General features: G+C 26.9%; 25 protein-coding genes and 1 other annotated feature. Of the genes, 5 read left to right on the plus strand and 20 right to left on the minus strand.

All coding sequences use genetic code 11. The features are described 5' to 3' along the window. Positions 1 to 164: 164 nt before the first annotated feature. The 4 genes from J2Z24_RS12975 to J2Z24_RS12990 form a co-directional block, all read right to left on the minus strand. Positions 165 to 1,127: a ComEC/Rec2 family competence protein gene (locus J2Z24_RS12975; RefSeq protein ID WP_035148198.1), complete on the minus strand. Its 963-nt coding sequence runs from the start codon at positions 1,125 to 1,127 to the stop codon at positions 165 to 167. Between the two features lie 90 nt (positions 1,128 to 1,217). Further along, complete coding sequence (locus tag J2Z24_RS12980; protein ID WP_035148199.1) at positions 1,218 to 1,916, minus strand: metallophosphoesterase family protein; 699 nt, start codon at positions 1,914 to 1,916, stop codon at positions 1,218 to 1,220. A gap of 347 nt (positions 1,917 to 2,263) precedes the next feature. Beyond that, positions 2,264 to 3,499, minus strand: a complete 1,236-nt coding sequence (gene preA / locus J2Z24_RS12985) for an NAD-dependent dihydropyrimidine dehydrogenase subunit PreA (RefSeq protein WP_035148201.1) — start codon at positions 3,497 to 3,499, stop codon at positions 2,264 to 2,266. Further along, positions 3,499 to 4,815, minus strand: coding sequence for an NAD(P)-dependent oxidoreductase (locus tag J2Z24_RS12990; RefSeq protein WP_035148203.1), 1,317 nt, complete (start codon positions 4,813 to 4,815; stop codon positions 3,499 to 3,501). The genes preA and J2Z24_RS12990 overlap by 1 nt, the downstream gene beginning before the upstream one ends. A 161-nt stretch (positions 4,816 to 4,976) precedes the next feature. Between J2Z24_RS12990 and J2Z24_RS12995 the strand changes: the two genes are divergently transcribed. Continuing rightward, entirely contained in the window at positions 4,977 to 5,459 is a 483-nt protein-coding gene (locus J2Z24_RS12995) for a spore coat protein (protein WP_035148204.1), read from the plus strand. 70 nt (positions 5,460 to 5,529) lie between these two features. Here J2Z24_RS12995 and J2Z24_RS13000 read toward each other — a convergent pair whose 3' ends face one another. From J2Z24_RS13000 to J2Z24_RS13020, 5 genes are all read right to left on the minus strand, one after another. Next, on the minus strand, positions 5,530 to 6,150 hold the full coding sequence (locus J2Z24_RS13000; protein WP_035148205.1) for an SOS response-associated peptidase: 621 nt from the start codon (positions 6,148 to 6,150) through the stop codon (positions 5,530 to 5,532). 50 nt (positions 6,151 to 6,200) lie between these two features. After that, the gene (locus tag J2Z24_RS13005; RefSeq protein WP_035148284.1) at positions 6,201 to 6,644 is read right to left on the minus strand and encodes an NUDIX domain-containing protein; all 444 of its coding nucleotides are present in this window, start codon (positions 6,642 to 6,644) and stop codon (positions 6,201 to 6,203) included. A gap of 62 nt (positions 6,645 to 6,706) precedes the next feature. Then, positions 6,707 to 8,518 carry a MutS family DNA mismatch repair protein gene (locus J2Z24_RS13010; RefSeq protein ID WP_051593276.1) on the minus strand — a complete coding sequence of 604 codons (1,812 nt, stop codon included), beginning with the start codon at positions 8,516 to 8,518 and terminating at the stop codon, positions 6,707 to 6,709. A gap of 155 nt (positions 8,519 to 8,673) precedes the next feature. Then, on the minus strand, positions 8,674 to 9,006 hold the full coding sequence (locus J2Z24_RS13015; protein ID WP_051593277.1) for a hypothetical protein: 333 nt from the start codon (positions 9,004 to 9,006) through the stop codon (positions 8,674 to 8,676). Positions 9,007 to 9,111: 105 nt separating this feature from the next. After that, positions 9,112 to 9,897 (minus strand): nitroreductase family protein, encoded by a 786-nt coding sequence (locus J2Z24_RS13020; protein WP_035148207.1) that lies wholly within the window; start codon positions 9,895 to 9,897, stop codon positions 9,112 to 9,114. A 116-nt stretch (positions 9,898 to 10,013) separates the two neighbouring features. Here J2Z24_RS13020 and J2Z24_RS13025 point away from each other — a divergent pair, with 116 nt between their 5' ends. Continuing rightward, positions 10,014 to 10,358 (plus strand): phenylpyruvate tautomerase MIF-related protein, encoded by a 345-nt coding sequence (locus tag J2Z24_RS13025; RefSeq protein WP_035148208.1) that lies wholly within the window; start codon positions 10,014 to 10,016, stop codon positions 10,356 to 10,358. Between the two features lie 76 nt (positions 10,359 to 10,434). Here the strand turns inward: J2Z24_RS13025 and J2Z24_RS13030 are convergent, their stop codons facing one another. The 4 genes from J2Z24_RS13030 to J2Z24_RS13045 all read right to left on the minus strand — a co-directional run bounded on the left by J2Z24_RS13030 (position 10,435) and on the right by J2Z24_RS13045 (position 13,466). Then, on the minus strand, positions 10,435 to 11,121 hold the full coding sequence (locus J2Z24_RS13030) for a nucleotidyltransferase domain-containing protein (RefSeq protein ID WP_035148209.1): 687 nt from the start codon (positions 11,119 to 11,121) through the stop codon (positions 10,435 to 10,437). Positions 11,122 to 11,161: 40 nt separating this feature from the next. Continuing rightward, positions 11,162 to 12,319, minus strand: coding sequence for an amidohydrolase (locus tag J2Z24_RS13035; protein WP_035148210.1), 1,158 nt, complete (start codon positions 12,317 to 12,319; stop codon positions 11,162 to 11,164). A gap of 25 nt (positions 12,320 to 12,344) precedes the next feature. Then, positions 12,345 to 12,719, minus strand: a complete 375-nt coding sequence (locus J2Z24_RS13040) for a hypothetical protein (protein ID WP_035148211.1) — start codon at positions 12,717 to 12,719, stop codon at positions 12,345 to 12,347. Between the two features lie 75 nt (positions 12,720 to 12,794). Continuing rightward, positions 12,795 to 13,466, minus strand: a complete 672-nt coding sequence (locus J2Z24_RS13045) for a TraX family protein (RefSeq protein ID WP_035148212.1) — start codon at positions 13,464 to 13,466, stop codon at positions 12,795 to 12,797. A 1,107-nt stretch (positions 13,467 to 14,573) separates the two neighbouring features. On the opposite strand from J2Z24_RS13045, the gene J2Z24_RS13050 reads away from it, so the two are divergent. Then, positions 14,574 to 14,783 (plus strand): hypothetical protein, encoded by a 210-nt coding sequence (locus J2Z24_RS13050; protein WP_035148213.1) that lies wholly within the window; start codon positions 14,574 to 14,576, stop codon positions 14,781 to 14,783. Between the two features lie 55 nt (positions 14,784 to 14,838). Here the strand turns inward: J2Z24_RS13050 and J2Z24_RS13055 are convergent, their stop codons facing one another. After that, positions 14,839 to 16,632: a putative bifunctional diguanylate cyclase/phosphodiesterase gene (locus tag J2Z24_RS13055; RefSeq protein ID WP_051593278.1), complete on the minus strand. Its 1,794-nt coding sequence runs from the start codon at positions 16,630 to 16,632 to the stop codon at positions 14,839 to 14,841. A 196-nt stretch (positions 16,633 to 16,828) separates the two neighbouring features. Continuing rightward, a complete protein-coding gene (locus J2Z24_RS13060; RefSeq protein WP_035148214.1) occupies positions 16,829 to 17,497 on the minus strand; it encodes a hypothetical protein in 669 nt (222 codons plus the stop codon). A gap of 233 nt (positions 17,498 to 17,730) precedes the next feature. Between J2Z24_RS13060 and J2Z24_RS13065 the strand changes: the two genes are divergently transcribed. Further along, positions 17,731 to 19,047: a M48 family metallopeptidase gene (locus J2Z24_RS13065; protein WP_035148215.1), complete on the plus strand. Its 1,317-nt coding sequence runs from the start codon at positions 17,731 to 17,733 to the stop codon at positions 19,045 to 19,047. Positions 19,048 to 19,278: 231 nt separating this feature from the next. On the opposite strand, the gene J2Z24_RS13070 is transcribed toward J2Z24_RS13065, so the two are convergent. Then, positions 19,279 to 19,782 carry a tryptophan transporter gene (locus J2Z24_RS13070; protein WP_035148216.1) on the minus strand — a complete coding sequence of 168 codons (504 nt, stop codon included), beginning with the start codon at positions 19,780 to 19,782 and terminating at the stop codon, positions 19,279 to 19,281. A gap of 249 nt (positions 19,783 to 20,031) precedes the next feature. Then, positions 20,032 to 20,272, minus strand: a binding site (T-box leader). Between the two features lie 147 nt (positions 20,273 to 20,419). On the opposite strand from J2Z24_RS13070, the gene J2Z24_RS13075 reads away from it, so the two are divergent. Beyond that, positions 20,420 to 21,313: a DUF2156 domain-containing protein gene (locus J2Z24_RS13075; RefSeq protein WP_035148217.1), complete on the plus strand. Its 894-nt coding sequence runs from the start codon at positions 20,420 to 20,422 to the stop codon at positions 21,311 to 21,313. Between the two features lie 229 nt (positions 21,314 to 21,542). On the opposite strand, the gene J2Z24_RS13080 is transcribed toward J2Z24_RS13075, so the two are convergent. From J2Z24_RS13080 to J2Z24_RS13090, 4 genes are all read right to left on the minus strand, one after another. Further along, a complete protein-coding gene (locus J2Z24_RS13080) occupies positions 21,543 to 22,475 on the minus strand; it encodes an alpha/beta hydrolase (RefSeq protein WP_035148218.1) in 933 nt (310 codons plus the stop codon). 79 nt (positions 22,476 to 22,554) lie between these two features. Beyond that, the gene (locus tag J2Z24_RS21455) at positions 22,555 to 22,806 is read right to left on the minus strand and encodes an FAD-binding protein (protein WP_035148219.1); all 252 of its coding nucleotides are present in this window, start codon (positions 22,804 to 22,806) and stop codon (positions 22,555 to 22,557) included. Between the two features lie 50 nt (positions 22,807 to 22,856). After that, positions 22,857 to 23,486, minus strand: a complete 630-nt coding sequence (locus tag J2Z24_RS13085) for an FMN-binding protein (protein ID WP_051593279.1) — start codon at positions 23,484 to 23,486, stop codon at positions 22,857 to 22,859. Positions 23,487 to 23,635: 149 nt separating this feature from the next. Continuing rightward, positions 23,636 to 26,563, minus strand: a complete 2,928-nt coding sequence (locus J2Z24_RS13090) for an insulinase family protein (RefSeq protein WP_035148220.1) — start codon at positions 26,561 to 26,563, stop codon at positions 23,636 to 23,638. Positions 26,564 to 26,803: the final 240 nt, after the last annotated feature.

Here is a 26,803-nt window from a genome sequence, read left to right on the forward strand (position 1 = left end):
ATTCATCCTCCATATTTTATACTAACCTCCATTGATTACTACTACAATTATATCATATCTCACCAATTTACATCTGCAAGTTCCTAATTTATTTTTCATTTTCTCAAGCAATTATATACTATATATTGTCTATTTCTAATCTTAACAATATAATATACTTATTATTATCTTACTGAATTATAACTTCCCGGAGAAGAACTAAATTTTATATTTTTCCCGTCACTTGTCACTACTATATCCCCATTTTCGTCCGTTCTATATAATTTTATTCCTTTATCTTTTAATTTGTTTACAGTTTCTTTATGAGGATGTCCATAATCATTTCCCTTTTCAAGACAAGCCACTGCATACTTAGGATTAACTTTATTTAAAAAAGCAGTAGAGCTTGAAGTTCGACTTCCATGATGACCAAGTTTTAATACATCTGCCTGTATATCAAAATTTTTATTCATAATCTCTTTTTCAGAAAGACTTTCTGCATCTCCAGTAAACAAGAATGAATTTTCTCCATAAGTAGCTTTTATTACTATAGAATAGTTATTTACATTATCATACTTATCACTATTAGGTGCTAAAATTGTGCATTTTACATCTCCTAAAGTAAATTTTTCACCTGCTATTGGTGCTTTAGCTTTTATACCTTTTTTCTTCATAGCTTGTACTACATCCCTAAAAGTTTTTGTATTAGCTGTCTTTTTTGGCATATACATAGTTCCTATATTAAAATTATCTATTACTTTATCTATTCCTCCAATATGATCTTCATGAGGATGTGTAGCTACTAAATAATCTATTTTTTTTATTCCTGCCTTTTTTAAATAATTAACTACTGTATTAGAAGCAGCATTTTGCCCTGCATCTATAAGCATATTTTTATTATTATATTGAAGTAGTATACTATCTCCTTGTCCCACATTTATATAATGAACCTTAAGGTTATTTCCAGATTTATCATTATTAGTTTTACTAGCTTCTTTTTTTTGTTCTAAGTTTTTATTAGTACTTTTATTATTAGTAGGATTGGCAGTATTAGTACATCCAACTGCTGCCATCATAAATATTACTGATATTATAGTTTGTATAGTTTTAAATAAATTGTTTTTTAAAATGCCATTTTTTATTTTCATATTTTCACCTCGTATTTTTCTTTATAAAGTTATTATATTAATTAATGCTACTTCTATAAGTTCTACACTAATTCTTAAAGTTTAAAATAACTACTCTTTTCCTGTTTCGTAAGACTTAATAAGATCCTCTGGAAATTTTTTAATTTGCATATCTTCTATGATTTTTTTATAGTTGTAAGATATCTCTATAAATTCAGCTTTAATTTCCTTATTCTTTTCAATATTTAATATAACATATGTAGAATTAGGTCTTCCAATCTTTGGTTTACCTACACTTCCATCATTTATTATTATTTTCTCTCCATACTTTTTCATATAGGGTATATGAGTATGAGCACAAACTAAAATATCTCCTTTAAATTTTTTCATAACTTCTTTTACTTCATTGCTATCTTCTTTTAAATATTCATTTATAGATTCTGGACTTCCATGAACAAATATTATGGTTTTATCCTCAAACTTTAAAGTTAATTCATTAGGCAATGTCTTAAGATACTCCATATTTTCTTTTCTTATTGCGGATACTGCATAAGGAAGGGAAAACTTATTTATTTCTGTATCCCTTATATAACTAAATTTGTTATCTATAACAGAAGCATCGTAATTACCTTTTATAGATAATATATTTTTTTTCCTTATACGCTCTATAACTTCATTAGGAAAACTTCCATAACCAACAAAGTCGCCTAAATTAATAATACAGTCAACACTTTTTTTATCAATATCACAAAGAACATTATCTAATGCAAAAATGTTTCCATGAATATCAGATATAACTGCTATTTTCAATTTTATCACTCCTAAATAGGTTTATAATTGATTTTAGATATTTTTACATCTATTAATTTTTTTCTTTATACCTTTTATATATTCTTTACTTATTATATATTCTTTACTTATTACGTTTCTATTCTACCATGCTGATTAAATGGTGTCGAATATTATTCGGAATTTTTAGCATGTTTCAATCTATAAACACCCCATCTCCTGTATCCTTTATATTTTAAAATCCTTTAATAGCAGTTGTTCCTAACACTGTTACAATAGCTTAACTTAAGAAGTTGAACACGAAATAAAAAACTATAAGGACTGCCCCTTAAGCAATCCTTATAGAATAAGTTCATATTTTGCTTTTATTAAACTATAATTTCTCTTTCTTTGCCTTCCTTTTTAAACTGTATTTCTCCATATTCTATACAATTTACAGGACACACATTACTACAAAGATGACATCCAACACAATTGTCTTTATTTAATTTCGGCCTTCTTTCCTCTTTATTCCAATCTATAGCTTGATGCCCTCCATCATAACATGATATATAACATCTTCCGCATCCTACACATTCCTCTTCACTAAATTTAGGATATATAACATAATCTCTATCCAATTCTTCTGCTGGAACTAAATTATTTAATGCTATTCCTACCATATCTTTTACTTTTTCAAATCCTTTTTCCTCCATATAATACGAAAGTCCACTTATCATATCTTCTACTATTCTGTAACCATATTGCATAACCGCAGTAGTAACTTGCAAATTGCTAGACCCTAGCATTATGAATTCTAAAGCATCTTCCCAAGTCTCTATTCCTCCAATACCACTTATAGGAATATTTTTTAGTTTAGGATATTTAGCTAATTGAGCTATAAACCTTAAAGCTATCGGTTTTACTGCCTTTCCTGAGTAACCAGATATAGAAGATTTACCATTAATTATAGGCATTGCTACTCTTTTATCTAAATCTATTCCTATTATACTTTTAATTGTATTAATAGCTGCAATTCCAGTGGCTCCTCCCTCAATAGCAGCCACAGCAGGTATTTCCATGTTACCTATATTAGGTGTCATTTTTGCAAGTATTGGTAGTTTTGTGCCATTTCTAGTAGCATTAGAATATTTTCTTACCAAATCAGGATTTTGTCCTACATCCGACCCCATTGCATGACTAGTCATTTGAGGACATGAAAAATTGCATTCAATTATATCCGCTCCTGCTTCTGTAACCATTGTAGCAAGTTTGGTCCATTCTTCTTCATTTCCCCCCATTATAGATGCTATTAAAATTTTTTCGGAGTAATTTTCTTTTATTTTCCTCATTTGTGCTAAATTATAATCTAGTGAATGCTCAGCTATCTGCTCTAAGTTTCTAAATCCTAAAAATGGCGTACTCTCTTTTTTTAAATTATCAAATCTTGGTGATACCTCTTCCGGCAGAAAAAATCCTATAGTTTTAAATACAACTCCTCCCCAACCAACTTCTAAAGCTTTTGCACACATTTCATAATTATTACTTACTGGTGATGATGATAAGAAAAAAGGATTATCACACTTTACTCCGCAAAAATCTATGGAAAGATCTAACTTTTTCATTAATTTTCACCTTCCTTTATAGTTGCTATTTCTTCTACCGCTTCTTTACTTTGCCTTAAAGCGGTTAAGTATTCATCTATTTTGTATCCAGCCTGTTTACCAGAAGCTACAGCATATACTACAGTTTTATCTCCTTCTACAATATCACCACAAGCAAACACTCCTTTTAAATTAGTTTCATAATTTTCATCTATTATAATACCATTTTCATTTTTATCTATATAAGATAGTTCATCTAAATCACTGATTTCTTGACCAATAGCTAGTATAATAGTATCTGCTTGTAATTCTAGTTTAGAATTATCAAACATACCAATAGCCTTAAAACCTGTTACTACATCATTTTCCCCCAAAATTTCTAATGGCTTCAATCCTGTAAATATAGGAATATTTAACGAATGTATTATTTCCTTTTCCTTTAAACTAGCCGGCATTTTTTCAATAGATCTTCTATATACAATTTTCACATCTTCAGCACCTAAAAGTTTAGCTGTAGCTGCTGAATCCATAGCCACATCTCCACCTCCAATAACTATTACTTTATTCCCAATTTTTATCTTCCCATTTTTTAATTTTGCCTCTGCTAGAAAGTCAGTCCCCTTTATTACTCCTTTCAAATTTTTGCCTCTTATATCTATGTCCTTATTTTTTTGTAATCCACATGCTATCAAAATACATTTAAATCCTTCATCTTTCAACTTCTGAAAATTTTTATCTTTATCTATTTTATAGCTTGTCCTAAACTCCACCCCTAATTCCTTTATATAATTTATTTCTTCACGTATTACTTTACTAGGTAATCTGTAGGAGGGTATTCCGTAAGTTAACCAGCCTCCTAATCTTTCTTTTTCTTCAATTATAGTTACTTTATATCCTTTTCTGGCTAATGTAGTCCCCGCCGATAATCCACTTGGTCCAGAACCTATAATAGCAACCTTTTCTTTATTTAATGGAACCTTTTTTAATACCTTCATTCCTATTTTACTTTCATAGTCTGTTAAATATCTTTGTAATGCACCTATATTTATGGGTCTATCTATTCCAGATCTGCTACAGGCATCTTCACAATATTTATCATAAGGACAGACTCTAGCACATATTCCACCCAAAATATTGTTTTCTCTTATAACCTCTACTCCTCCCTTTAGATTTCTAAATCTTAATGCTCTTATGAATCTTGCAGGCTTAGTATTAGCTGGACATGCATTACTACAAGGTGCATCATAACATAAAAGACATCTTGATGCTTCTTCTATAGCTAAAAGAGGAGTATATAATTTTTCCACTTCTTCTAAATACCCTTTTTCATTGCTCATTTTTAATACCTCCTATTGGTAAAATATTACAATTATATTAATATATTACCATGCCTTATTCCTACTTTCTAGTACATTATTTAAAATTTAAAATCTTTACTTTACCTTATTATGAATACTTTATGCTTTTTTAGTAAAAATAGATAATGGAGGTGGTAACAATGATTCAATTAACTCAAAAAGAAACTTTATTATTAAAGGATTTAAAAAGTCACGAAGAATTATGTATTGTAAAATACAATGATTATGCTTCCAAAGCACAAGATCCTCAGTTAAAAGAAATGTTTAATAAACATGCCCAACAAGAACAAGAACATTTGACTAGTTTAAACACAATACTTAGTGGTAAAGTACCTAATACTCAGCAAAATGCCGGAAATCAATCTACTAATACAAATAATACCAGCTCACAAAACATAGCAACTACTGCTCAATCTAATGTAAATAGCCCTGAAGATGGAAATCTTTGCAGAGACCTGCTTATGACAGAAAAATATGTTTCTGGAAGTTATAATATTAGTATATTTGAATTTAGAGATACAAACATACGACAAACTCTAAATCATATTCAAAAAGAAGAACAACAACATGGTGAAGATTTATTCAATTACATGCAAAGTAAAGGAATGTATACTCCTCAATAAAGTATATTCTCTATGTTCTATAACTCCTTATATAGAAAATGAGCATAAAATATAATTTTATGCTCATTTTCTATATGAATGATGTTTGTTCATATCCATTATCAGGCACTATTAACAATTCTCCATTTTTATAAGGTTTTAATATGCTTGTTAGATCAAAATCTTCTTTAATATCTTCTGAAAGCCAAGATTTCTCCTCACCTATTTTAAATATTACAGGCATTCTATGGTGAAGGCTACTCATTTCATAATTTGCCTCTGTAGTTATTATTACAAATCCTTCATATTCTAATCCTTTTGAATCAACAAACCTATCATAGATCCCTGCCATAGAAAATATACTTTCTCCTTTAACAGATATTCTATACTTTTGCTTTTTCCCTTTTTCTCCCTTCCATTCATAAAAACAATTTGCTGGAAGAACACATCTATTAGTATATAAAGCTTTTTTAAATAAAGGTTTTTCGCTAATACTTTCACTTCTAGCATTGATAACTAATTTATTATTTCCTTTACTAATAAATCCCCACTTTAAAAACTTAATTTTTTCATCTGTAGTTATAACAGGAGTCAGATCACTTGGAAAAATTTCTCCTCCTTTAAACTCCCTTTGAATATAATTACAATCTCTTAAATTATATGTATTAACTACCTCTTTTAAATCACTTTTCAATAAGAATCTTCCACACATGAAAATCCCTCGCAATCAATACTATTTATTAATTTTATATATTCCACTTTTTATTCTATTATATGCAAATTATTTTTTAAAACCCTTCTTACCTGTTGAATACATTTTAAAGTTGAATCTGACAAATATTCATCATCATATAAATGTTGCCACTTTATATCTACTAATCTATAATACTGACACATATCCTCTTCTGGATCATATCCAACTTTAACCTGCCCTTCTATAGGATATCCTATAAATGTTACCATTCTATTATAAAATCTTTTATCCATAGCCTCAATTTCAAATTTCCAAGGCAATAATTTTATTTTTAATCCCGTTTCTTCAAAAACCTCTCTTATAGCTCCTTCTTCTTCACTTTCTCCTTTTTCTTTTCCTCCGCCAGGCAATGCCCAAAAATATTTATCTTCTTTTACAGAGTAATGTTTTAATAATATATATTTATCTTCCTTTAAAATAACAACTTGCACCCTAGTATCTCTTTTTAGCAAATTATTCACCTCTTTTATTCTTTAGTTAATAATAGATATTATACTTGTTTATCTTTTTTTATTTATTGTTCTTCCACATCTATGCCAGCAAGTTTCATAAGATATAAGGCATTTCTAGTTGTAGAAATTCCCGGTCTTAATTTATAATCAAAAAATATTTTATTATTTTCATAATACTCTCTAAAATGGTAATTTATAACCCAGTTATTTTCCTTTTCTAAGCTTCCTAATTCTAGATCATGAGTTGATACAAACCCTAATACATTTTTATTACTTAATTTATTTATAAGTATTTTAGCTCCAGTATGTCTATCAATTGAATTGGTACCTTTAAATATTTCATCTAATAAAAAGAAAATAGGTTTGTCTTTATTAACTCCCTCTATAAGCTCTTTAATTCTTAATAACTCTCCATAGAAAGAAGATATGTTTTTCTCTAAATTATCACTAATTCTCATACATGTATATATATCCATTAAAGAACAATGAAAGTTTTTTCCACAAACTGGTGCACCTGTATAAGCTAAAACTAAATTAATTCCAACAGTTCTAAGTAAAGTACTTTTGCCAGACATATTAGAACCTGTAATTAAAATTATTTTTTCATTATGTCCTAGGGTTACATCATTCTTTATAGCCTTTTCACTAATTAAAGGATGCGCTATATTCTTACCTTTAACTACAAGTTCTCCTTCTTGAAAAGTAGGCATACTCCAATCAGGATTATCCTGTGATAATATAGCAAAACTACTCAATGCTTCAAATTCTCCAATAGTTTCAAACCACTTCTTTAAATCATCTCCCCAGTTTCTCTTCCACTTTTCTAATTTTATCATTATATGATAATCCCATAAAGCAAGTATATTAAATGGTAAATATAAAAAATTCATTCTATCTGAAGTTAAATTACTTAAATGAGCTAATTCATTTATCCCTTTAGATGCTTTCGCTTTATGGTCTTTTATAAGATTCTTTTTTATATTCTTTAAATATTCTGATTTAAAATTAACTTTTTCTATAAGTTTAATCATTTCATAATAATTTTGTATACTCTTTTTATGTATATATAAAGTATCCAACGCATTAACTCTTTTTCTCTTAGATATATTTAATATTATAGTCTGTATTAAAATTAATCCTAGTGGCACATAATAGCTTACTCTATTAGTTAAGAAAAACAATAAAATTATTGATATTGTTATAAGGGGAAGTATTGTAACAATTAATCTTAAATATGGTTTCCCATATACAAAATATCTCTCCTCTGACCACTTTAAAAGTCTTTCTAGGTTGCTTTTCTTATTTTGTCTTAGCAATCCTTCTCCCCTATATCTTTGTCTCCAACTAATTTTTTTTCCTAATTCTGATATAGCTTTTTGTCTTTTATATATTTCTTCTATAGTATAATTAGGTTTTTCTAATGTGTTCTTTAATATTTTTCTTCCAAAAATAGTAGTAGTAGAATTTATATATTGAAAGAGAGAAGCTTTGCCAAATATATCTAAATCATTTATGTATGGATGATTCTCATTCATATACTCTTCTCCAGTATCATTAAACTTCTTCCATTTTCCTTCTACTCGGTTTATAGCTTCATTATTTATGGAAATTATATTTTCTGTAAGTTCCTTTCCCTTTATTACTTTTTCATGTGTTGTTGCCAATACAAAAAATAATATTAATGTAACCAATAGTATTAACCCGGCTAAGTAGCTGTTCTCAATTCTATAATAGAAAAAAAGTGTAAATCCTATTCCAGTAATAAATGTTATTAATCTTAGTGCACTGAAAAAATTCATAGTTTGAACTTGTTTTTTTAGCAATTTTTCATATCTGTTTTTTCTTTTTAAATATTTTTTCTTAATATCCTCCAACTCAATTCATTCTCCTATCTTTTATATTCTATATTAACTATATGTATTTATTAACATTATCTCACAACTCATTGTAATTGAAAACATTCTATTATTTTAATAAAATAAAAAAGCATGTAGTATAAATTTCTACATGCTTTTTCATAATTATGTGCTTAGTCTTCTTCCCTCATGCATCCCATATCCTCCATTTGACACATTGGATACATCGGGTTCATATATGGCATTCCCATCATTGGACACATATCCATCATTGGTCCCATACCCATTCCTGGCATTGGACACATTCCCATCATTGGTCCCATACCCATTCCTGGCATTGGACACATTCCCATGGTTGGTCCCATACCCATTCCTTGCATTGGATACATTCCCATGGTTGGTCCCATACCCATTTCTGGCATTGAGTACATATCCATATGTGGATTCATTCCTGCCATCTGGTTTCTGTCCATCATTTCATTCATATCCATTGAATAATTTTCCATAAAGCACCTCATTAAATAATTCTAATCACACTTTTATTATATTAGAATTATTTTTTTTTGTTCATATAACTTCACAAATTATTATTTATTTTCCTAAATATGTAATTATTCTATTGCACTTATAACATAATTTAAATTTTCTTTTTCCTTACCTTTTAACTTTTTAAAGTCTAATTTTTTATTAAATATCTCCCCTCCTATATTTAAATGACATAATGCAATACCCGCATCTATCCTATTCAGTACTTCTAGTTTCTTACCTATAAAATTTCTCTTTACTATATATAAATCTATTTCATTTTCATTTTTAAAAAGTCTCCATGGTTGAAAGTTCATTGCAGAAGGTGCTTTTCTTATCATCTCTAGGATATCAATCCATTCTCCATCAAAATTTCCTGAAGCAAATTCCCCCATACTTTTTCTTTTATATCCCTTAGATATTTTATTAATTATGTCATTTCCTTCTTTTCCATATCCAAAAGCTATAACTATAGTTGGCTTATGATTTTTTGGTATTTCTATTATAGAATCCAGAAGTTCCTTTTTTATAAAACCTCCAATCCAACAGGTAGCAATATTTAACATAGTAAGTTGTAAAACTATTTTTTCTAATACAAACCCAATATTCTCTAGATATCCTTCTTTCTCTTCAGAAGTCACTATTAAATAATGAGGTGCTTTTATTTTTCCATAGCTTCCTATAATACCCTTTGAAATTTTATGTATTTTTTCTCCATGTCTGACTACATATATTTTCATATCTATATCATTGTATAATCTAGGAGTATTACTTATAAACTTGTCTAAATTATTAAATACAATTTCTTCTACTGGCTTGTTAATATATTTTCTTACGGAATGACGTTTATTAATAGCCTCTATAAAATTCATATATACCCTCCATAAAAATTTCTAGTAATATAATCAATTTTTTCCAGAACAATTGAAATTTAAACCTAAAACTAGTAAAATAATCTTATATTTAAAATTGAAGGAGGTAACTATAAATGCCTTACATTAATGCTACAGTATCTACAAAACTTTCAGAAGAAAAAAGAGAAACTATAAAAGCAAAACTTGGTGAAATAATATGTAAAATACCTGGTAAAAGTGAACAGTGGCTAATGATAAGTTTTAATGATAATAACTCAATTTATTTTAGAGGAAATATAAAAGAAAAAGCTGCTTTTATTGAAGTAAAAATATACGGAAGTACAAATAGAAAAACTAAAAATGAAATTGCAAAAGACATCTCTAATGTTTTTGAAGGAGAACTAGGAATACTTAAAGATAATATCTATTTAACTTTTGAAGAAATTCAAGATTGGGCATGGAACGGAGCCTTATTTTAATTTTTATAGATATACATTTCTAAGTTAAAATATTAGAAATGTATATCTGAATTAATTTCATAATATTCTCTTAAAATTAATTTTCCTGAATTAATTTTTCACATAATAAATATATACTTTTTAGAATTTCTTCCTCTCTTCCTATATAACTATCTTTTTTATCAATAAGAAAATCTTTATAAATATTTATTGCATTTATTTCATCACTACTTGAAAATTCTTTTAATTTATCTAATTCTAATGGATAAATTCCTGTAGTAGCAGCACATCTATATCTTAACGCCCACATAAAAGGCTTTAAGATTCTTTTTTGAAGTTTTTTCTTAAATAAAGATTCTTTACTTTCATTAATACATTTAAAATGCCTTATTCCCATAAGAACATAGACAATAAGTTTATTACTATTTTCTAAAAATTCTTCCCTTTTAGGATAAGGTACCTTTAAATCCCCATATAATATTTTACCATCAGTATGATATTGTATAGAACTATATTCTCTTATAAAAAATGGCATCAAAGCTTCTTCAAAGGATGTACATTGAGGATTTAATTTAGGTTCTTTAGGAAGATTTAAAAGTATTTTCCCTATTTCATTTAAATCCTTATATTCAACTTTATCTAAAAAAACCCACATATCTATATCGCTAGTGTCCCTTTCCTCTCCCCTAGCATAGCTACCAGTGAGCAACATACACATTAATCTTTTTTCGAAACATGTTATTAATGCATTCTTAAATTCCTCTATTTTTTTATAAGGATTCATTTAATCCTCCATTATTAATTAATTTGTAAGTTTAAATATATTACTCCTTTTTATATTCTATTCTCCCATTTATAATAGTATACATTGTATTTGTAAGACTATCCAATGGGTTGCCATCAAATATTGCTATATCTGCGTCTTTTCCTTTTTCTATACTTCCTACTCTATCTTCTATTCCTATTATTTCTGCAGCATTTATAGTAATTGATTTTAATCCTTCTTCTAAATTCCATCCTTCTTTTACAGCAAGTCCTGCACACATAGGCAAATATTGTATAGGAATTACTGGATGATCTGTCATTATGGCAACTTTTACACCAAGATTACTGAGAATTTTTGGAGTAGTAAATGACTTATTCTTCGTTTCAATCTTTCCCTTAAAAGTTAATGTAGGTCCAATTATAGCAGGCACTTGTGCATCTTTTATATATTCCCCTATAATCTCTCCTTCTGTACAATGATCTAAAGTAATATTTAAATCAAATTCTTTAGCTATTCTTATGGCAGTTAAAATATCATCCGCTCTATGTGCATGAGCCTTTAGTGGTATTTTCTTTTGTATTACAGGTATTAACGCTTCCATTCTTAAATCTATGTCAAAATTATCTCCTTTAATTTCTGATGCATCTTTTCTTTTCTTATAGTTTTTAGCTTTTACTAAAGTTTCTCTTAAAATAGCTGCTGTAGCCATTCTAGTTATTGGTCTTTTTCCCTTTGAATTATAAACTCTTTTTGGATTTTCCCCAAAAGCTATTTTCATAGCTGCCGGAGCTTTTAATATCATATCATCTACACATATTCCTTTAGTTTTCATAGCTACAAATTGTCCACCAACAACATTAGCACTTCCTGGACCTGTCATAACCGTAGTTATTCCCGCTTTAATAGCTTCTTCAAAAGAATGATCTAAAGGATTTATGCCATCTATTGCCCTTAACTCGGCAGTAACCGGATCTGTAGTTTCATTTATATCATTTCCTTCAAATCCCATTCCCTCTTCTATTAATCCTATATGGCAGTGCGCATCGATTATACCCGGTATAACCCATCCGCCTTTTGCATCTACTATTTCTGTTTCTTTAGGCACTTGAATATTTTCTCCTATCTCTAATATCTTATTTTCCTTTATCAATATGCCTCCATTTTCATAAATTTTATCTGCCATAGTAAATATTTTACCATTTTTTATAAATATCATCTTTAACATTCCCCCAGTATAAATATTAACTCAAATAAATTTTAATTGGCGGTATATTTTCCTCCTTAAATACTTTCAAATAATATTCTATAAGTTCTAATTCTAAAGACTCATATAATATATGATACATTTTCAATTTACCATCTTGACTGAAATTAACCATTTGTTTTTTTATTATTTTATCTATTGAACAGCAAACTATGTTCCAAGTTGATTTATTTGGTTTTTTATTTTTAGGATTTTCATATCTATGTATTTTAAAATTTTCCATATCATAAATGTACTTTTTCTTCCCTTTTATAAATATAACTACTCTTGTACCTGTATATTCATTACTTTTAATACAATATTGTCTTATAAAATGTATATGTGACCTTCTTCTATTAGAATATTTACTCATAACTATATTTACCTTTCCAACGTTTCCCTAAAAGCCTATATTAATATTAAGTTATATGAGGTATTATACCATATTTTACAACCATTTATTTTTTATAACATAAAGAACAATCAAGTGAATTGGATAAAAAGCGTAAAAAGCATATTTTATATTTTTCCCCTTTTGTCCATTATATTTTTTTATTAAAAATAAAGATGTTAAAGATACTGTTTGAAGAAAAATATCTAAATTAATAGCCTTTCTATTTAAAAATAGAACCAAAGCACAACTTGCTACTAAATATATATTTAAAATTCCTTGATACTTAACCATTTCCTTAAAATCATCTCTGTACTTATAAAAAAAGAAAATAGTTAAAATTCCATATGCACTATAATCAGTATTTAAAATAGTAGATAGAATAATGAAAACTATTAAAATAAAAATTCTTTTCTTCCTCTCTTCTATTTTATTATAATAATATATATTTATAAATCCCAGAAACAGAGTAAAGAAAATATTTAACTCTTTATATCCAAAGGCCAAAGAAAAAGGCACCTGTGATATTACAGCAAAAACACCTAACCTTTTCATATAGTTTATTGGATTAGTTGTATGTTCATATCCTATAGTAATCATCCAAGCAAATATAGGGAAAGCTAGTCTTCCTATAATTCTAAATAAAATATATTGTGGGAATATTATTGTACCCATATGATCTATTAACATAAATATACAAGCTAAAGTTTTAAGCTGAAAACTACTCATATAAAAAACCTCTCTAAAATTAATAAAGTTTATTAATTGTTAATATATTTATAATTTAAATTTAATATTTAATATTTATAATTAATTATACAGGAAATAGAGTAAGTGTACATTATTTTCCTACGTTTTAACAGAACCTCCCCCTTTACTAAATAAAACGGAAGATTTTCCTTCCGTTTTTTATTTTTTAGACTGCCTTTTTTTTAAAAATGTCTATAAGCATTGATATGCTTATAGCGATACTTTAAGCAAATATAACATTGTCCTTAGCAAACCATAATCTGTTCGTTCATGATTAACAGGAGTCCTTATTAATATTTTATTGTCAAGCTTTTTACTTTCATTGAAAAAGTACAAAAACTTCCTAACAAAATTATTATAATTGTAACTGATACAATTTTTAATATACTAGTCTTCTTCATAGACTCCTACCAAAAACATTATATATCCTATCATATAACATTTGTAGAAAATATAGTTAAAATATTCATAACAGTTTTTAAAATATAATAGCTGGTTTGTATACTCCCTTATATATACAAACCAGCTATAAAGTAGACTCTAATTCACTTGTAAATTCATCGCTAACTATTTGAATTTTCACCCATCCTTTCTACATCAAATACCTAATAATTTAACTTAACATGTAAGTAATAACTTATCACATTTAATATTTAAATCTTACCTTTATTATTTAAAAACCTCTATAGAAATGAGAATAAATTTAGATTAAATCAAGGGATTTATTATAAGGAATTAGAGTCTACAGGTACCGCCCCTAATTACCTATCCCATTGGAGGATACCTCCTATCCTAGATTTTAAATTCTATGTGTTTCCCTTAATATTTTGGTGGAATCACCCCTCTTCTTAATGTAATTATAAATAAGCTTGGACTCAATAAAAGTTAGTTTTAATTAACCTCCTTATACTTATTTATAAAATAGATAAATTTATTTAATTTTTAGATTTTTGATTATCTATTGATATAATCATACAATATTCTGATTATTTTGTCAATATGTTTTTTTATTATTTCTATGTACTTTTATAAAAATAATATATATAATATTAATTGATTTTTAATATACAAAAGGAGGTCCTGAAGATGAAGAATGATTATAAAATGCTCATAGAAGCTTTTGGCTATTCTATTTCCCATATAATAAAAGAAGATGATTTAAGTTTAAAATTCTATAAGTCTTTAGATGATGCCTTTCATCAAAGTTTTAATTTAGCAAAAATAAGTGAAGATAATAAAACTCTTCAAATATTTGATCAGGATAATGTTCTTTTAGAAACATTAAGATTACCTTAAAATTAAAGCATATAGTGTTTACAATTTTAAATTCACTATATGCTTATATTTAAATCTATTTATTTAAATATTTTTCTATTTCATCATGTGGTAAAGGTCTGCTTAAAACATATCCTTGTATTTTATCACAATCTTGCATCCTTAAAAATTTAACCTGTTCTCCTATCTCTACCCCTTCTGCTACTACATCTATTTTCATTTTATGAGCTAATTGAATTATTTCCCCTGTTATTGCCTCATCATCTGAATCCTCTTTAATATCATCTACAAAAACTTTATCTATTTTCAATGTATTTATAGGTAGCTTCTTCAAGTAGTTAAGTGATGAATATCCTGTTCCAAAATCATCTAAAGATATTCTTATTCCCATTTCTTTTAAAGACTTTAGCTTCTTAATAACAGAATCTATGGACTTCATAAGTGTACTCTCTGTAATCTCTATATCTAAAAATTTAGGATTCATATTAACTTTATTCAATACATCTTTAACTGTAGGCATAAAATCATTCTGTTGTAATTGAAGAGAAGATACATTTACAGACATAGTTATTTCTTTATATCCCATTTTTTGCCAAAACATATTTTGCAAAATAGCAGTTTCTAATACCCATTTTCCTATAGGCACTATAAGTCCTGTACTTTCCGCTAAAGGAATAAACTTAGCTGGAGAAATAAGACCTTTTTCTGGATGCTTCCATCTTATAAGAGCCTCTACACCTATAATTTTACTTGTTTTTAAACTCATTTGAGGTTGATAATATAATAAAAACTCATTGTTTTCTACAGCTTTTCTTAAATCTAATTCTAATTGTGTCTTCTGTAAAATATTATTGTATATAGATTTATGAAAAAATTCATACCTATTTTTACCCTTTTCTTTTGCTATATACATAGCACTATCTGAATTCTTCAATAAAGTATAAGAATCTTTGCCATTATCAGGATACATATCTATACCTATACTTATAGTTATATATATATCATGTCCTTCAACGATAATAGGTTTTTGGAAATATTCTAATATATCTTTTGCAACATCTATCACTTGTTCTTTATCTTTAACAAAGCTTTTAGCAATTAAAAATTCATCTCCGCCTATTCTACAGATCATATCATTTGAATGAATAATTTTCTTTAGCTCATTACTAATATTAACTAGAACTTTATCACCAAATTTATGTCCTAAGGTATCATTTATATTTCTAAAGTTATCTAAATCTATCAATAAAAAAGCTACTTTAATTTTATCTCTACATTCTCTAATTTTTTCATCTATTTTTTCCTTTAGCAAATGAAAATTAGGCAATCCTGTTAATCTATCATAATAAGCTAACTGCTTTATTTTTTCCTCATATACTTTTCTATCCGTTATATCTGATAGAGAGCCAGCCATACGAATAGGTCTACCATTTCCATCTCTTAAAATTTTTCCTCTTGCTAGAACCCATTTATAACTATCATTTTTATACTTCATTCTATATTCACAGAAAAAGTAAGGAGTCTTTCCTTTCAAATAATCTTTTAATGCATTAAGAGCCATTTCCAAATCTTGTGGAGAAATTAATCTAGTCCATTTACCAATTATACTTAAATTTCTTTTCATCTCCTCATATCCCATTTCTTTTTTCCACTTTTCTGATATAAAAAATTTATTATTTATAAAATCCCAGTCCCATAATGCATCATTTGCTCCTTCTACTGCAAGTCTATATCTTTCTTCACTTATTCTTAATGCTTCTTGATTTTTTCTAAGCTCCTCATATTGACTTCTTAATTCTTCTTCCGTTATAGCTAATTCTTCATATATATTAGAGAGTTCCTCATACTTAAATTCTATAGAGTTTTCCATATTATCACACCTACTTAAGTAAATTCCTTTAATTTAATAGCTCATATTAATTATTAACATAATCATTCTTAAATATTATAATATAGATTCTTTTATTATAGTATTATTTATATTAAAAAAAGGAAGCAGTGCTCCCTTTTCTATTCGTAAAAGTCGTACACTATATAAATACATTAACAAAATACATCTAAACTTTTTATTTTTTTAAAAAGTCTAACGTTGTATTTCGTATAAAATTATATAATGTTTTTTTCCCTTCATAAGGAACATATACAAGGAAATCTTTAATTTTCTTATCCTTAAGTTCATCTATAAAACCATTTATAAGAAAAACAATTTCCATAATGTTTTTATCATCCTCAACATAATTACGTAAATTATCAAGCAACTTCTTCTGTATACTTTCAGAGTTTATAAATTTACTTATCATAGGATTACTATTTGCTATAAACTTTCCAACTTCTTCTTTAGCTCTACTCTTAAATTTGTCATTGTCTATTATTTCTTTAATCTTCTTAGCAATCTGATCTTTGTTATTATAAACATAAACTTTTAGCACATTTTCAAATCCAGGAGGAAATATTTCTTTAAAAGTCTTATTACTATCTTCGATTTTTCTTAATTTTCCATCAATTGCATTGCTAGCTTTTTCTTCTATTTCCTTGTAAGTTAAAAACTCCTCTTCACATTCCCCATTTTTAAATCCTTGTAATTTTTTTAACAATTTTTTATAAGATCTAATTATTTCTTTAAATTCATCTTCATTTTCTGCATCTCCATCTATATCAATTCTTAATTGATTTATTCTGTTGCTAATTAGATTTTCTATACTCTGTAATTCATTATAATTTAGCTCTACATACATAAAAATCACCTCTAGGTAATATTTTTTATATTCAATATTATCTATATTAATATCATACCTATTATATTATATGTTTTCGACATTAATTAATAAAACTCCTTTACAAATTTAAAAAATTATACCTTTAATCTAATAATTATTTATATAAAATTTATTATAAAATTAACTATTAATAGAATTGATAAGTTAATAATATAATATAGTTATATATAGTTAAAGGAAGAAGGGATATCTTGAAAAAAAGGCTTACTTTACTACTAACAATATTTTTTGCTTTTATATTTCTATTTATTATTTCAGTACGAATAGCTGAAAATAAAAATACAAAAGAATTACAAAGCGATACTTCATATACCATATATCTAGAAAATGATACTGTAGCAAATTTCCCAAAAACATCTGATAAATCTATAAGTTATAGAAAAGCTAACATAAATATATGGTCAATTAATTTAATTTTAACCTTTGCTATTCCTATTTTATTTTTAACAACTGGTTTTTCCATTAAAATAAAATCTATTGCTGAAAATATAAGCTCTCATTTAATTTTGCAAATAGCTATTTATTTTATAATATTTACAACAATAAATTGTTTAATTACTCTCCCTTTAGATTACTACAGTAGTTTTATTAATAAGCACAATTTCGGGTTATCAAATCAAAGTTCTTTAAAATGGTTTAGTGATTACTTTAAAAGTTTTTCTTTATCAATGATAATAGGTGCTATATTTATATGGATACCTTATTTTATAATAAAGGCTAGCCCTAAAAAATGGTGGCTATATTTAGGAGTTCTATCAATACCAGTACTTTTATTTACTACTTTTATTTCTCCTAGATATATAGATCCACTTTTTAATAAATATACTGCTATAGAAAATAAAAATTTAGAGAAAAAAATCTATGAACAATTAGAAAAAGTTGGACTAGAAAATAGTAATTTATATCAAGTAGATAAAAGTGTAGATACCAAAGAGATGAATGCTTATATGACAGGAGTATTTTCTTCAAAACGAATAGTTTTATGGGATACAACTATAAATAAATTATCAGAAAATGAAACTTTAGCTGTTACTGCCCATGAAATAGGTCATTATGTTATGGGGCATGTTTGGAAATCTATAGTTTTAGGAGGTTTATTTACAATATTAATATTATACTTAGTTAATAAAACTGCTTTATGGATCATATTTAACTTTGGAAAAAATTTAGGTTTTGATAAACTATATGATATAGCTGCTTTACCACTTATAATATTACTTATGAATTTCTTTATTTTCTTAGGAAATCCAGTAATAAATACTTATTCTAGATATGTTGAAAGGCAAGCTGATACTTTCCAATTAGAACTAACTAAGGATACTAATTCAGCTATAACTTCTACTATAAAACTTCATGAAAATAGTTTAGCTCTTCCCCATCCAAGTAAAATATATGAAATTTGGTATTATACACATCCATCCTACTATGATAGAATAAAATTTGCTACAGAATATATGCCTTGGAAAGAAAACAAACCATTAAAGTATGGTAAATATATAAAAAAATAGCTGAGTATAATATCCATTATTTATTTTATAAAATTTTATAATATAACCTGGAACACCAAAAATAGCCAACCTAATTTTTATTAGTTGATAATTAACAGTGGACAGTTAATGATAATTTTTTCTACCCTGTACAAAAATTCAGAATTAAATCTTTTGTATAATATTAATTGAAAAAAGTCATTATCAAATGTAAATTGTCCACTATCAACTTTCAAAAATTATTTCTTAATTTTACATTGAGTATCTTAAAGCAGTATTTACAATTTTAAATAAGAAAAAGGATGCTACAGTATTTATTAATGTAGCTGGTAAAACTACAGTTAAAACTAATACTCCAAAGGAAACTGGTAGTCCTACTATAAAGAATGCTGAAGTTAAAAATATCATTCCACTTATAAAAGTTCCTATTATACATACAATTATAATATTCATATTAGAGTTTAGTTTATTTTTTAATGTTTTAAATAATATATATACCATTTGACAAGTTATAATTTTATCTATCAAATTAGGTATCTGCCCTCCTGGAAAGGTAGTGGCTGCTGCAGTTAATATACCTGATACTATTCCTACTATAAGTGTGATTTTATAATCATTTACCAAAAATATAGCAATAAACATCATTATCAGTAAAAAATCCGGCTTCATTCCAAATAAAAATGGAGGAGTGATTTGGTGAAGTAAAAATCCAATAGCTAAAAATAGTGATGATAAAACAAAATTTTTTAATTTCATAATTAAACGACTTCCCTTCTAAATTTACATTTTTTATAAAATATTTTAGAAAAACTTTTATCCTTCACAACATAATCTCTCCTCCTTTCCAAATACAATATAATTTAATTTTTTATAGCATAGCTGTCATTTGTAATACTTACCCTCTATAAGAGATAGGAGCCACTGCAATCATTTATAAATTCTGATAATGTTTATATGTAGAGAGTATTTTGCTTAATTAGACAAATAAAAAAACCCTCACCCTGAAATTAGGGCGAAGGTATTATCGCGGTACCACCTAAATTATGCAAAAATGCACATCTCTACTGGGATACTAACATATCCTGTCCTTTTTAACGGTAGGCTTCCGGTAAATACTACTTTCCTTAAAGGATTTCGGTTTACTTCTATAAGGTCCATTCATAAAACCTATATTACCGAGATTCCACCATCCTCAGCTCTCTTTAAATAATCAGATTTAACTACTCTTCCTTATCACTGAATTCTAAACTATAATTTAATTATGTTACGATTTTACCATTTTCAATAACATTTTGCAAGTTTTTTTACCCCCCTTTTAACATTTTATTTTTTATATTATAATAGATACATACTATTAATTAATATTAATTATATACTAGCAAGGAGTGTTAATATGCTAAAATTCAAACCTCTTTCAATAGAGGATAAGGAAATATTCAACAAATACTTAAAGCCATATAATTTTTTAACCTGTGAATATTCCTTTACAAATTTATACCTTTGGAAAAAAGGCTGTAATATAGAATATGCTATCTTAGATAATACTCTTATAATAAAGAAGATAGACTTCGACCATTCTTATCATTTCATGCAGCCTATAGGATATACAAAAGAAAATTTAAAAGAAATAATAGACACCTTAATAGAATATAAAGATGAAAATAATTTAGATTATCTATTTAAAGATATAGAAGAATCTTTCTTATTAGAAATTAAGGAACTATATAAAGATAGATTAATAATAGAAGAAGATAGGGATAATGCAGACTATATATATTTAAAAAATGATTTAATGAAACTTTCTGGCAGAAAATTTCATGGTAAAAAAAATCATTACAATGCCTTTATTAAAAAATATCAATATAGAACTGCTCCTATAACAAAAGAAATTATAAATGATTGTATATTAGCTGCTAAAGAATGGTGTAATAAAAATGACTGTAAAGGATATGTTCTTTATGAATTATACGGAATACAAGAACTATTAAAGAACATAGATGAATTGGATTTTATAGGTATGGCTGTATATGTAAATGACAAAATTTCTGCTTTTACCATAGGAGAAAAAGTAAATAATGATATGGCTATTATTCACATTGAAAAAGCAGACTCTGACATAAGAGGACTTTATGCTTATATAAATAAAACTTTTGTAGAACAATATTTAAATGATATAACTTATATAAATAGAGAGCAAGATTTAGGTATTGAAGGATTAAGAAAAGCAAAACTCTCTTATAATCCTGTAAAAATTGAAATGAAATACTCTGTAAAAATTAAACAATAATTTCAAAAGATTACGAAGCAACTTTTCAGATTATAGAGCACAGAGCACAGAGTACAGATAAAAAGAATTTTTCTTAGTTAACATTACGAAAAAATCTTTCTATGAGAACGTCCATAGATTTGTATTTACATAAATCTATGGACGTTCTCCTTTCTATAGTTATAGCGGAAGAGAAACTACCTTATCTGTATTCTAAAAAAGTAGCTACACTTTTTTAATAATTTAGCTTCTATAGAACAAGCTGTTTATTTAACCAATATATAATGTCCTTCATAACCTCTTCTCTATTTGTTTCATTTATCATCTCATGCCTTCCGCCTTCATATAGTTTACAAGTTATATTTTTCATTCCCATTTTCTTATACATATTATATAGCCTCAATACGCCTTTACCATTTTGTCCTATAGGATCCATTGTTCCTCCTAATATAAAAATCGGCAATTTTTTTGGCACACTTTCAACTGAAGCTTTTTTATAAGTATTTTTTATTCCTGTAAATAAATCATAAAAAAATGATGTAGTTGCTACATGACCACATAAAGGATCATTAATGTATTTCTCCACTTCTTTTTCATCTCTACTTAACCAATCAAATTCTGTTTTATTATTAGGGAAGTTTTTATTACAGTTAAAGAAGCATAAATTATTTAACTTACGACTTCTTGTTTTTCTTCCATACTTCTTCATTTCATATTTTGCCATTAAAATTGCAAAATCTAATTCTATACCCCTTTTCCCATTAGTTCCAGATAATACAATTCCTTTTACCTCTTCTCCATATAATGATACATATTTCTGAACAATGAAAGATCCCATGCTGTGCCCAAATAAAAATATAGGTACTGATTTATATTCCTGTTTAATTATGTTATTTAGCTCTTTTATATCTGCAACTAACCAATTAAATCCATTACCATCTCCCAAATATCCTAATTTTTCTCTGGTACATGCAGTTTTACCATGTCCTCTATGGTCGTTTATATAAACAGCAAAGCCTTCTTTCGTTAATTTTCTAGCGAACCTTTCATATCTAGCTCCACTTTCTTCCATACCATGTACTAATTGTACAACTGCTCTAATCTCACTTTCTTCCGGCATCCATTTATATGCATGTATTTTTATTCCTTCTCCATCTTTAAAATTAAATTCATAACTTTTCATACACTTCTCCATAATAATTATATTTTCTTTATATATTATTCTAATTTTTTAATTTTAAACTCAATATAAATTAAATTTATTATTTTACAACGTTCTTGCCTGCTATTCTTCCAAATACTATAACATCAGGAAGCGCATTTCCTCCTAGCCTATTGCCACCATGAATTCCTCCAGTAACCTCCCCTGCTGCATAAAATCCTGGTATTACTTTACCGTCTTTGCCTATAACTTGAGTTTTTTCATTTATCTTAAGCCCTCCCATGGTATGATGAACTGCTGGATGCCTTAATGTAGCATAATAAGGAGCTTTTTCTATTTTATTTTTCCACATAGCACGACCAAAATTATCTTTTTTATTCTCTACAGATTTATTAAAATCATTTACAGTCTTATTTTAATCCCCTGAGCTTTTTGTCTTTCAGTATCTGCAGCATTATAAGCACCACCAGATCTTATGGTGTTGCCTCCTATCATTGGCATTTTTTCTATAACTATTACTTTAGCCCCTTCTTCTCCAGCTGATACTGCTGCTGCCATACCTGCTCCACCAGCTCCTACTACAATAACATCAGCTTCCTTTTTTATTAATTCCTTTTTATTCCCTCGTTCACCTTCACCTAACTTTTTCAATTCCTCTATATTGCCACCTGCCTTTTTTAAAGCTAAAGTTATAGATTCAATTACACCCTTACTTGAAACTATAGCCCCTGTTATAATATCCACAGCTAAAGTTTGCTTTTCTATTATAGATTTAGGTATGTCCTTTAATGCAAGATCACTTATTCCTTCTGTTTCTTTGTGTTCTAATATTTTTATATTTTTTATTTTATTTTCATCTACTTCTACTTCAACCTTAATAATACCGTTATGTCCCTTAGCTTCTGCAATATATTTTCCTGGTTTAAATTTATTTCCCTTACTTGCAGTATCTTTGCTCTTACCACAAGCACCTAATGTAAAAATGAACATAAACATAATGAAAATTGATAACGTTTTCTTCATTATTTTCATTAACAAATTCCCCCTGTATTATATATTTTGTATAAATTTCAAAAATTATATCCATATAAGTCAATGTAAACTACAAACTAAATAGACTATATCATAATTTTAAATTTAAGATATAGTCTATTTAATCTTTTTAATTGATTATCATATTCTTATTCAAATATATTAATTACTTTATTAAACAATTCTTTATTTTCTTTTATTCTTTCTTCACTGCCTAAAACACATATATATTGTTCTTTCATACACTTTTCCACAATATTAGCTAATTTTTTAATATCTTCAACCTTTGTATCTAATATTTCTTCTCTTTCTTTTTGTAAATCTTGTGAAGTAATATTACTAAAATAATTAGCTGCAGCTTTTTCTCCCTTCATAGATGGAGTAAGAGGTGAATCTATATCACTAATAGTTCCTATAATATATTTTGTCATTTCTCGATTATCACAATTAAAATTATTTATATATTCTACTGCTCCATCATAAGCTTCTAAAGTTTTCTTTAAATTAGGATCTCTATAAGATACAAAATACATATTTCCATTTCTATTGAATCCACCAAAGCAACCATAAGCTCCACCTTGTACTCTTACCTTATTCCATAAATAATCGTAACTTATAATTGTTTTCAGTACCTGCATTGTTCCAGTATAATCATATCCTAACTTTCTATAGTTATATCCTTTGGCATTATATTGAACTTTTCCAGAAGTCATTAAACCTTCATTTTCAGGCTTTAAATCAAATATATATTTATTATAACTTATATTTTTCTCTCCTAAACTGTCATATAATACTGAAAAACTATCTTTAAAATGCTTATAATCTTCTTCTTCTAAAGTTACACTTACAGTAAGATTATTTTTATTAAATATAAGCTTTGATACCTGCTCTAGTTTATTAACTATATCTTCTTTCTTATCTTCAAAATTCTTTTCTAATTCTACTATAAAATGATAAAAGGTTAATCCTGTAACATTTTCTAAATAAGCTGCCACTGAAGAAAAATAAGAAGCAACTCTACCCGCTGTAACCATATGCCCTCTATCGAATATAGTCATTTCCATTCTAGATTTCAATTCTGAAATTATTTCTCTTATACGACTATAATCATCAAACTTACTATGCTTGATTTCCTCTCCCAATAAATTAAATAGTTTAGGCAATTTTGATATTAACGCTTTTGACTTTACTTTTACCACTGGTATAAAACAATCTAAATCATTATTACTCGAATACGCAGTAGACGTATAGTATATTCCTCCAGTGTTAATGTTAACTTCATTTGATAACTCTTCATAACTATATTTTTTAGTGCTTACTTTTCCTAACACAGTAGCTAAAAGTCCTGTATAAGGAATTAATTCCTGAGGAACTACTGTTGAACTAAAATATAAATTTATATATGCAATTTTATTGGTAAATATATCATGTTTAAGCACCTTTACACCTAATTCATTACATTCTTCTAATGGTAATGTTTCGGTATTTCTTTCTATATCTTCTATAGACAACAATGGTATTTTATTTAAATCCTCTTGAGAATCTGAACTTATTTGTCTTTCCTTAAGCTTTTTAGTTTCATCTATTATTTTATCTATCTCTTCTTCTGATAGTGTTTCCTTATAGGCCTTTAATTTACTTTTTTCTTCTTCATCTTTTCTTTCTCCCAATCCTTTTTCAGGCTTAACTATAAGAAGTGAGCTATGATTATTATTTAAAATATATTTTTCTATCAATTCTTCAAAATATTTTGAGTTAAGAGCTTCCTTTACTTTTCCAAGCTGTGGCTCATAATTTAAATGCATAAGAGGATTGTTATCATATAACCAACTGTCCATACACTTTATTCCGTATATAAGTCCTGTAGGATATCCTCCAAAATCAGCTTCTCTTAAAGCAAATTCTTTTATGTTTATAGAAGATTCCACAAGTTTTTTATCTATTCCATTATTAACTAATTCCTTCAAAGTTTCAAATACAACTTCTTTAAATTTTTCTTTTTTATCTTCGTTAGAATTTTTTACTACTATGCTAAAAGTAGGCTGTAAAATACTATTATCAAAACTTCCAAATACATCTTTACCTATGTTTGCTTTTAATATAGCCTTTTTAAGAGGGGCTGCAGGAGTTTCTAATAGCAAATGCTCTAAAATGTCAAACGCTAAATATAATTCTTTATCTGTAGACTTACCTATAACAAAATTTAAGCTAAAAAAAGTTTTATCTTCTTCTTTCTCATTTAAAGATATAGGATAATCTACTATAACTTCTCTCATATTTGAGAAATGTGGTTGAATTTTTATGCTAGAATCCACATCTAATTTCTCAAACTCTCTCAAATAATTATCTTCTATAAATTTTAATTCTTCTAAAATATCTCCATCTCCATATAAATATATGTAGCTATTAGATGGATGATAGTATTTTTTGTGAAAATCTATAAATTCTTCATAGCTAAGCTCTGGTATATGCTCAGGATCTCCACCGGATTCAACCCCATAAGTAGTATCTGGAAATAAAGATTCTGAAATTTTTCTCATTAAAATAGATTCAGGAGAAGAATAAGCTCCCTTCATCTCATTAAAAACCACACCTTTATATGCTATGTCATCTTCCTTATTTTCTAATTCATAATGCCAACCTTCCTGCATAAAAATTTGAGGATATTTATATATGTTAGGATAAAATACTGCATCTAAATATACATCCATAAGATTAAAAAAATCTTTCTTATTTTTGCTAGCTACTGGATACATTGTTTTATCTCCAAAAGTCATAGCATTTAAAAAGGTATTTAAAGATCCTTTTATAAGTTCTACAAATGGCTCCTTTGTAGGAAATTTTCTTGATCCACATAATACAGAATGTTCTAATATATGTGCAACTCCCGTGCTATCCTTTGGTGGAGTTCTAAAAGCTATAGAAAAAACTTTATTATCATCTTCATTTTTTAACTTTAATAACTTTGCACCAGTTTTTTCATGTTTAAATATCAAAGCTTCTGAATTAATTTCTTTTAATGTATTTTTTTCCATCAACTTAAAACCATTATACTCTTTTCCTATTTCTAAAGTCATATTTTTTCCTCCTTTTAAAATATTTTTTGTAATTAACTTTTATTTATTAGCAATATTACTAAAACCTCATAAACTATAGTATAAGTAATATATAAATAAAAAAACATTTTTGCTATATTTATATTATGCCATAAATATGAAATCTTTTTTATATTTATTTTAAAAATTATAATAATTGCCTATATTTTGTATAAGTTTCATTATGATAATAAAATTATTAAATTTATTTAAATTACTCAA

The organism is Clostridium tetanomorphum, from assembly GCF_017873215.1.
In the GTDB taxonomy this organism is placed as follows: domain Bacteria; phylum Bacillota; class Clostridia; order Clostridiales; family Clostridiaceae; genus Clostridium_AO; species Clostridium_AO tetanomorphum.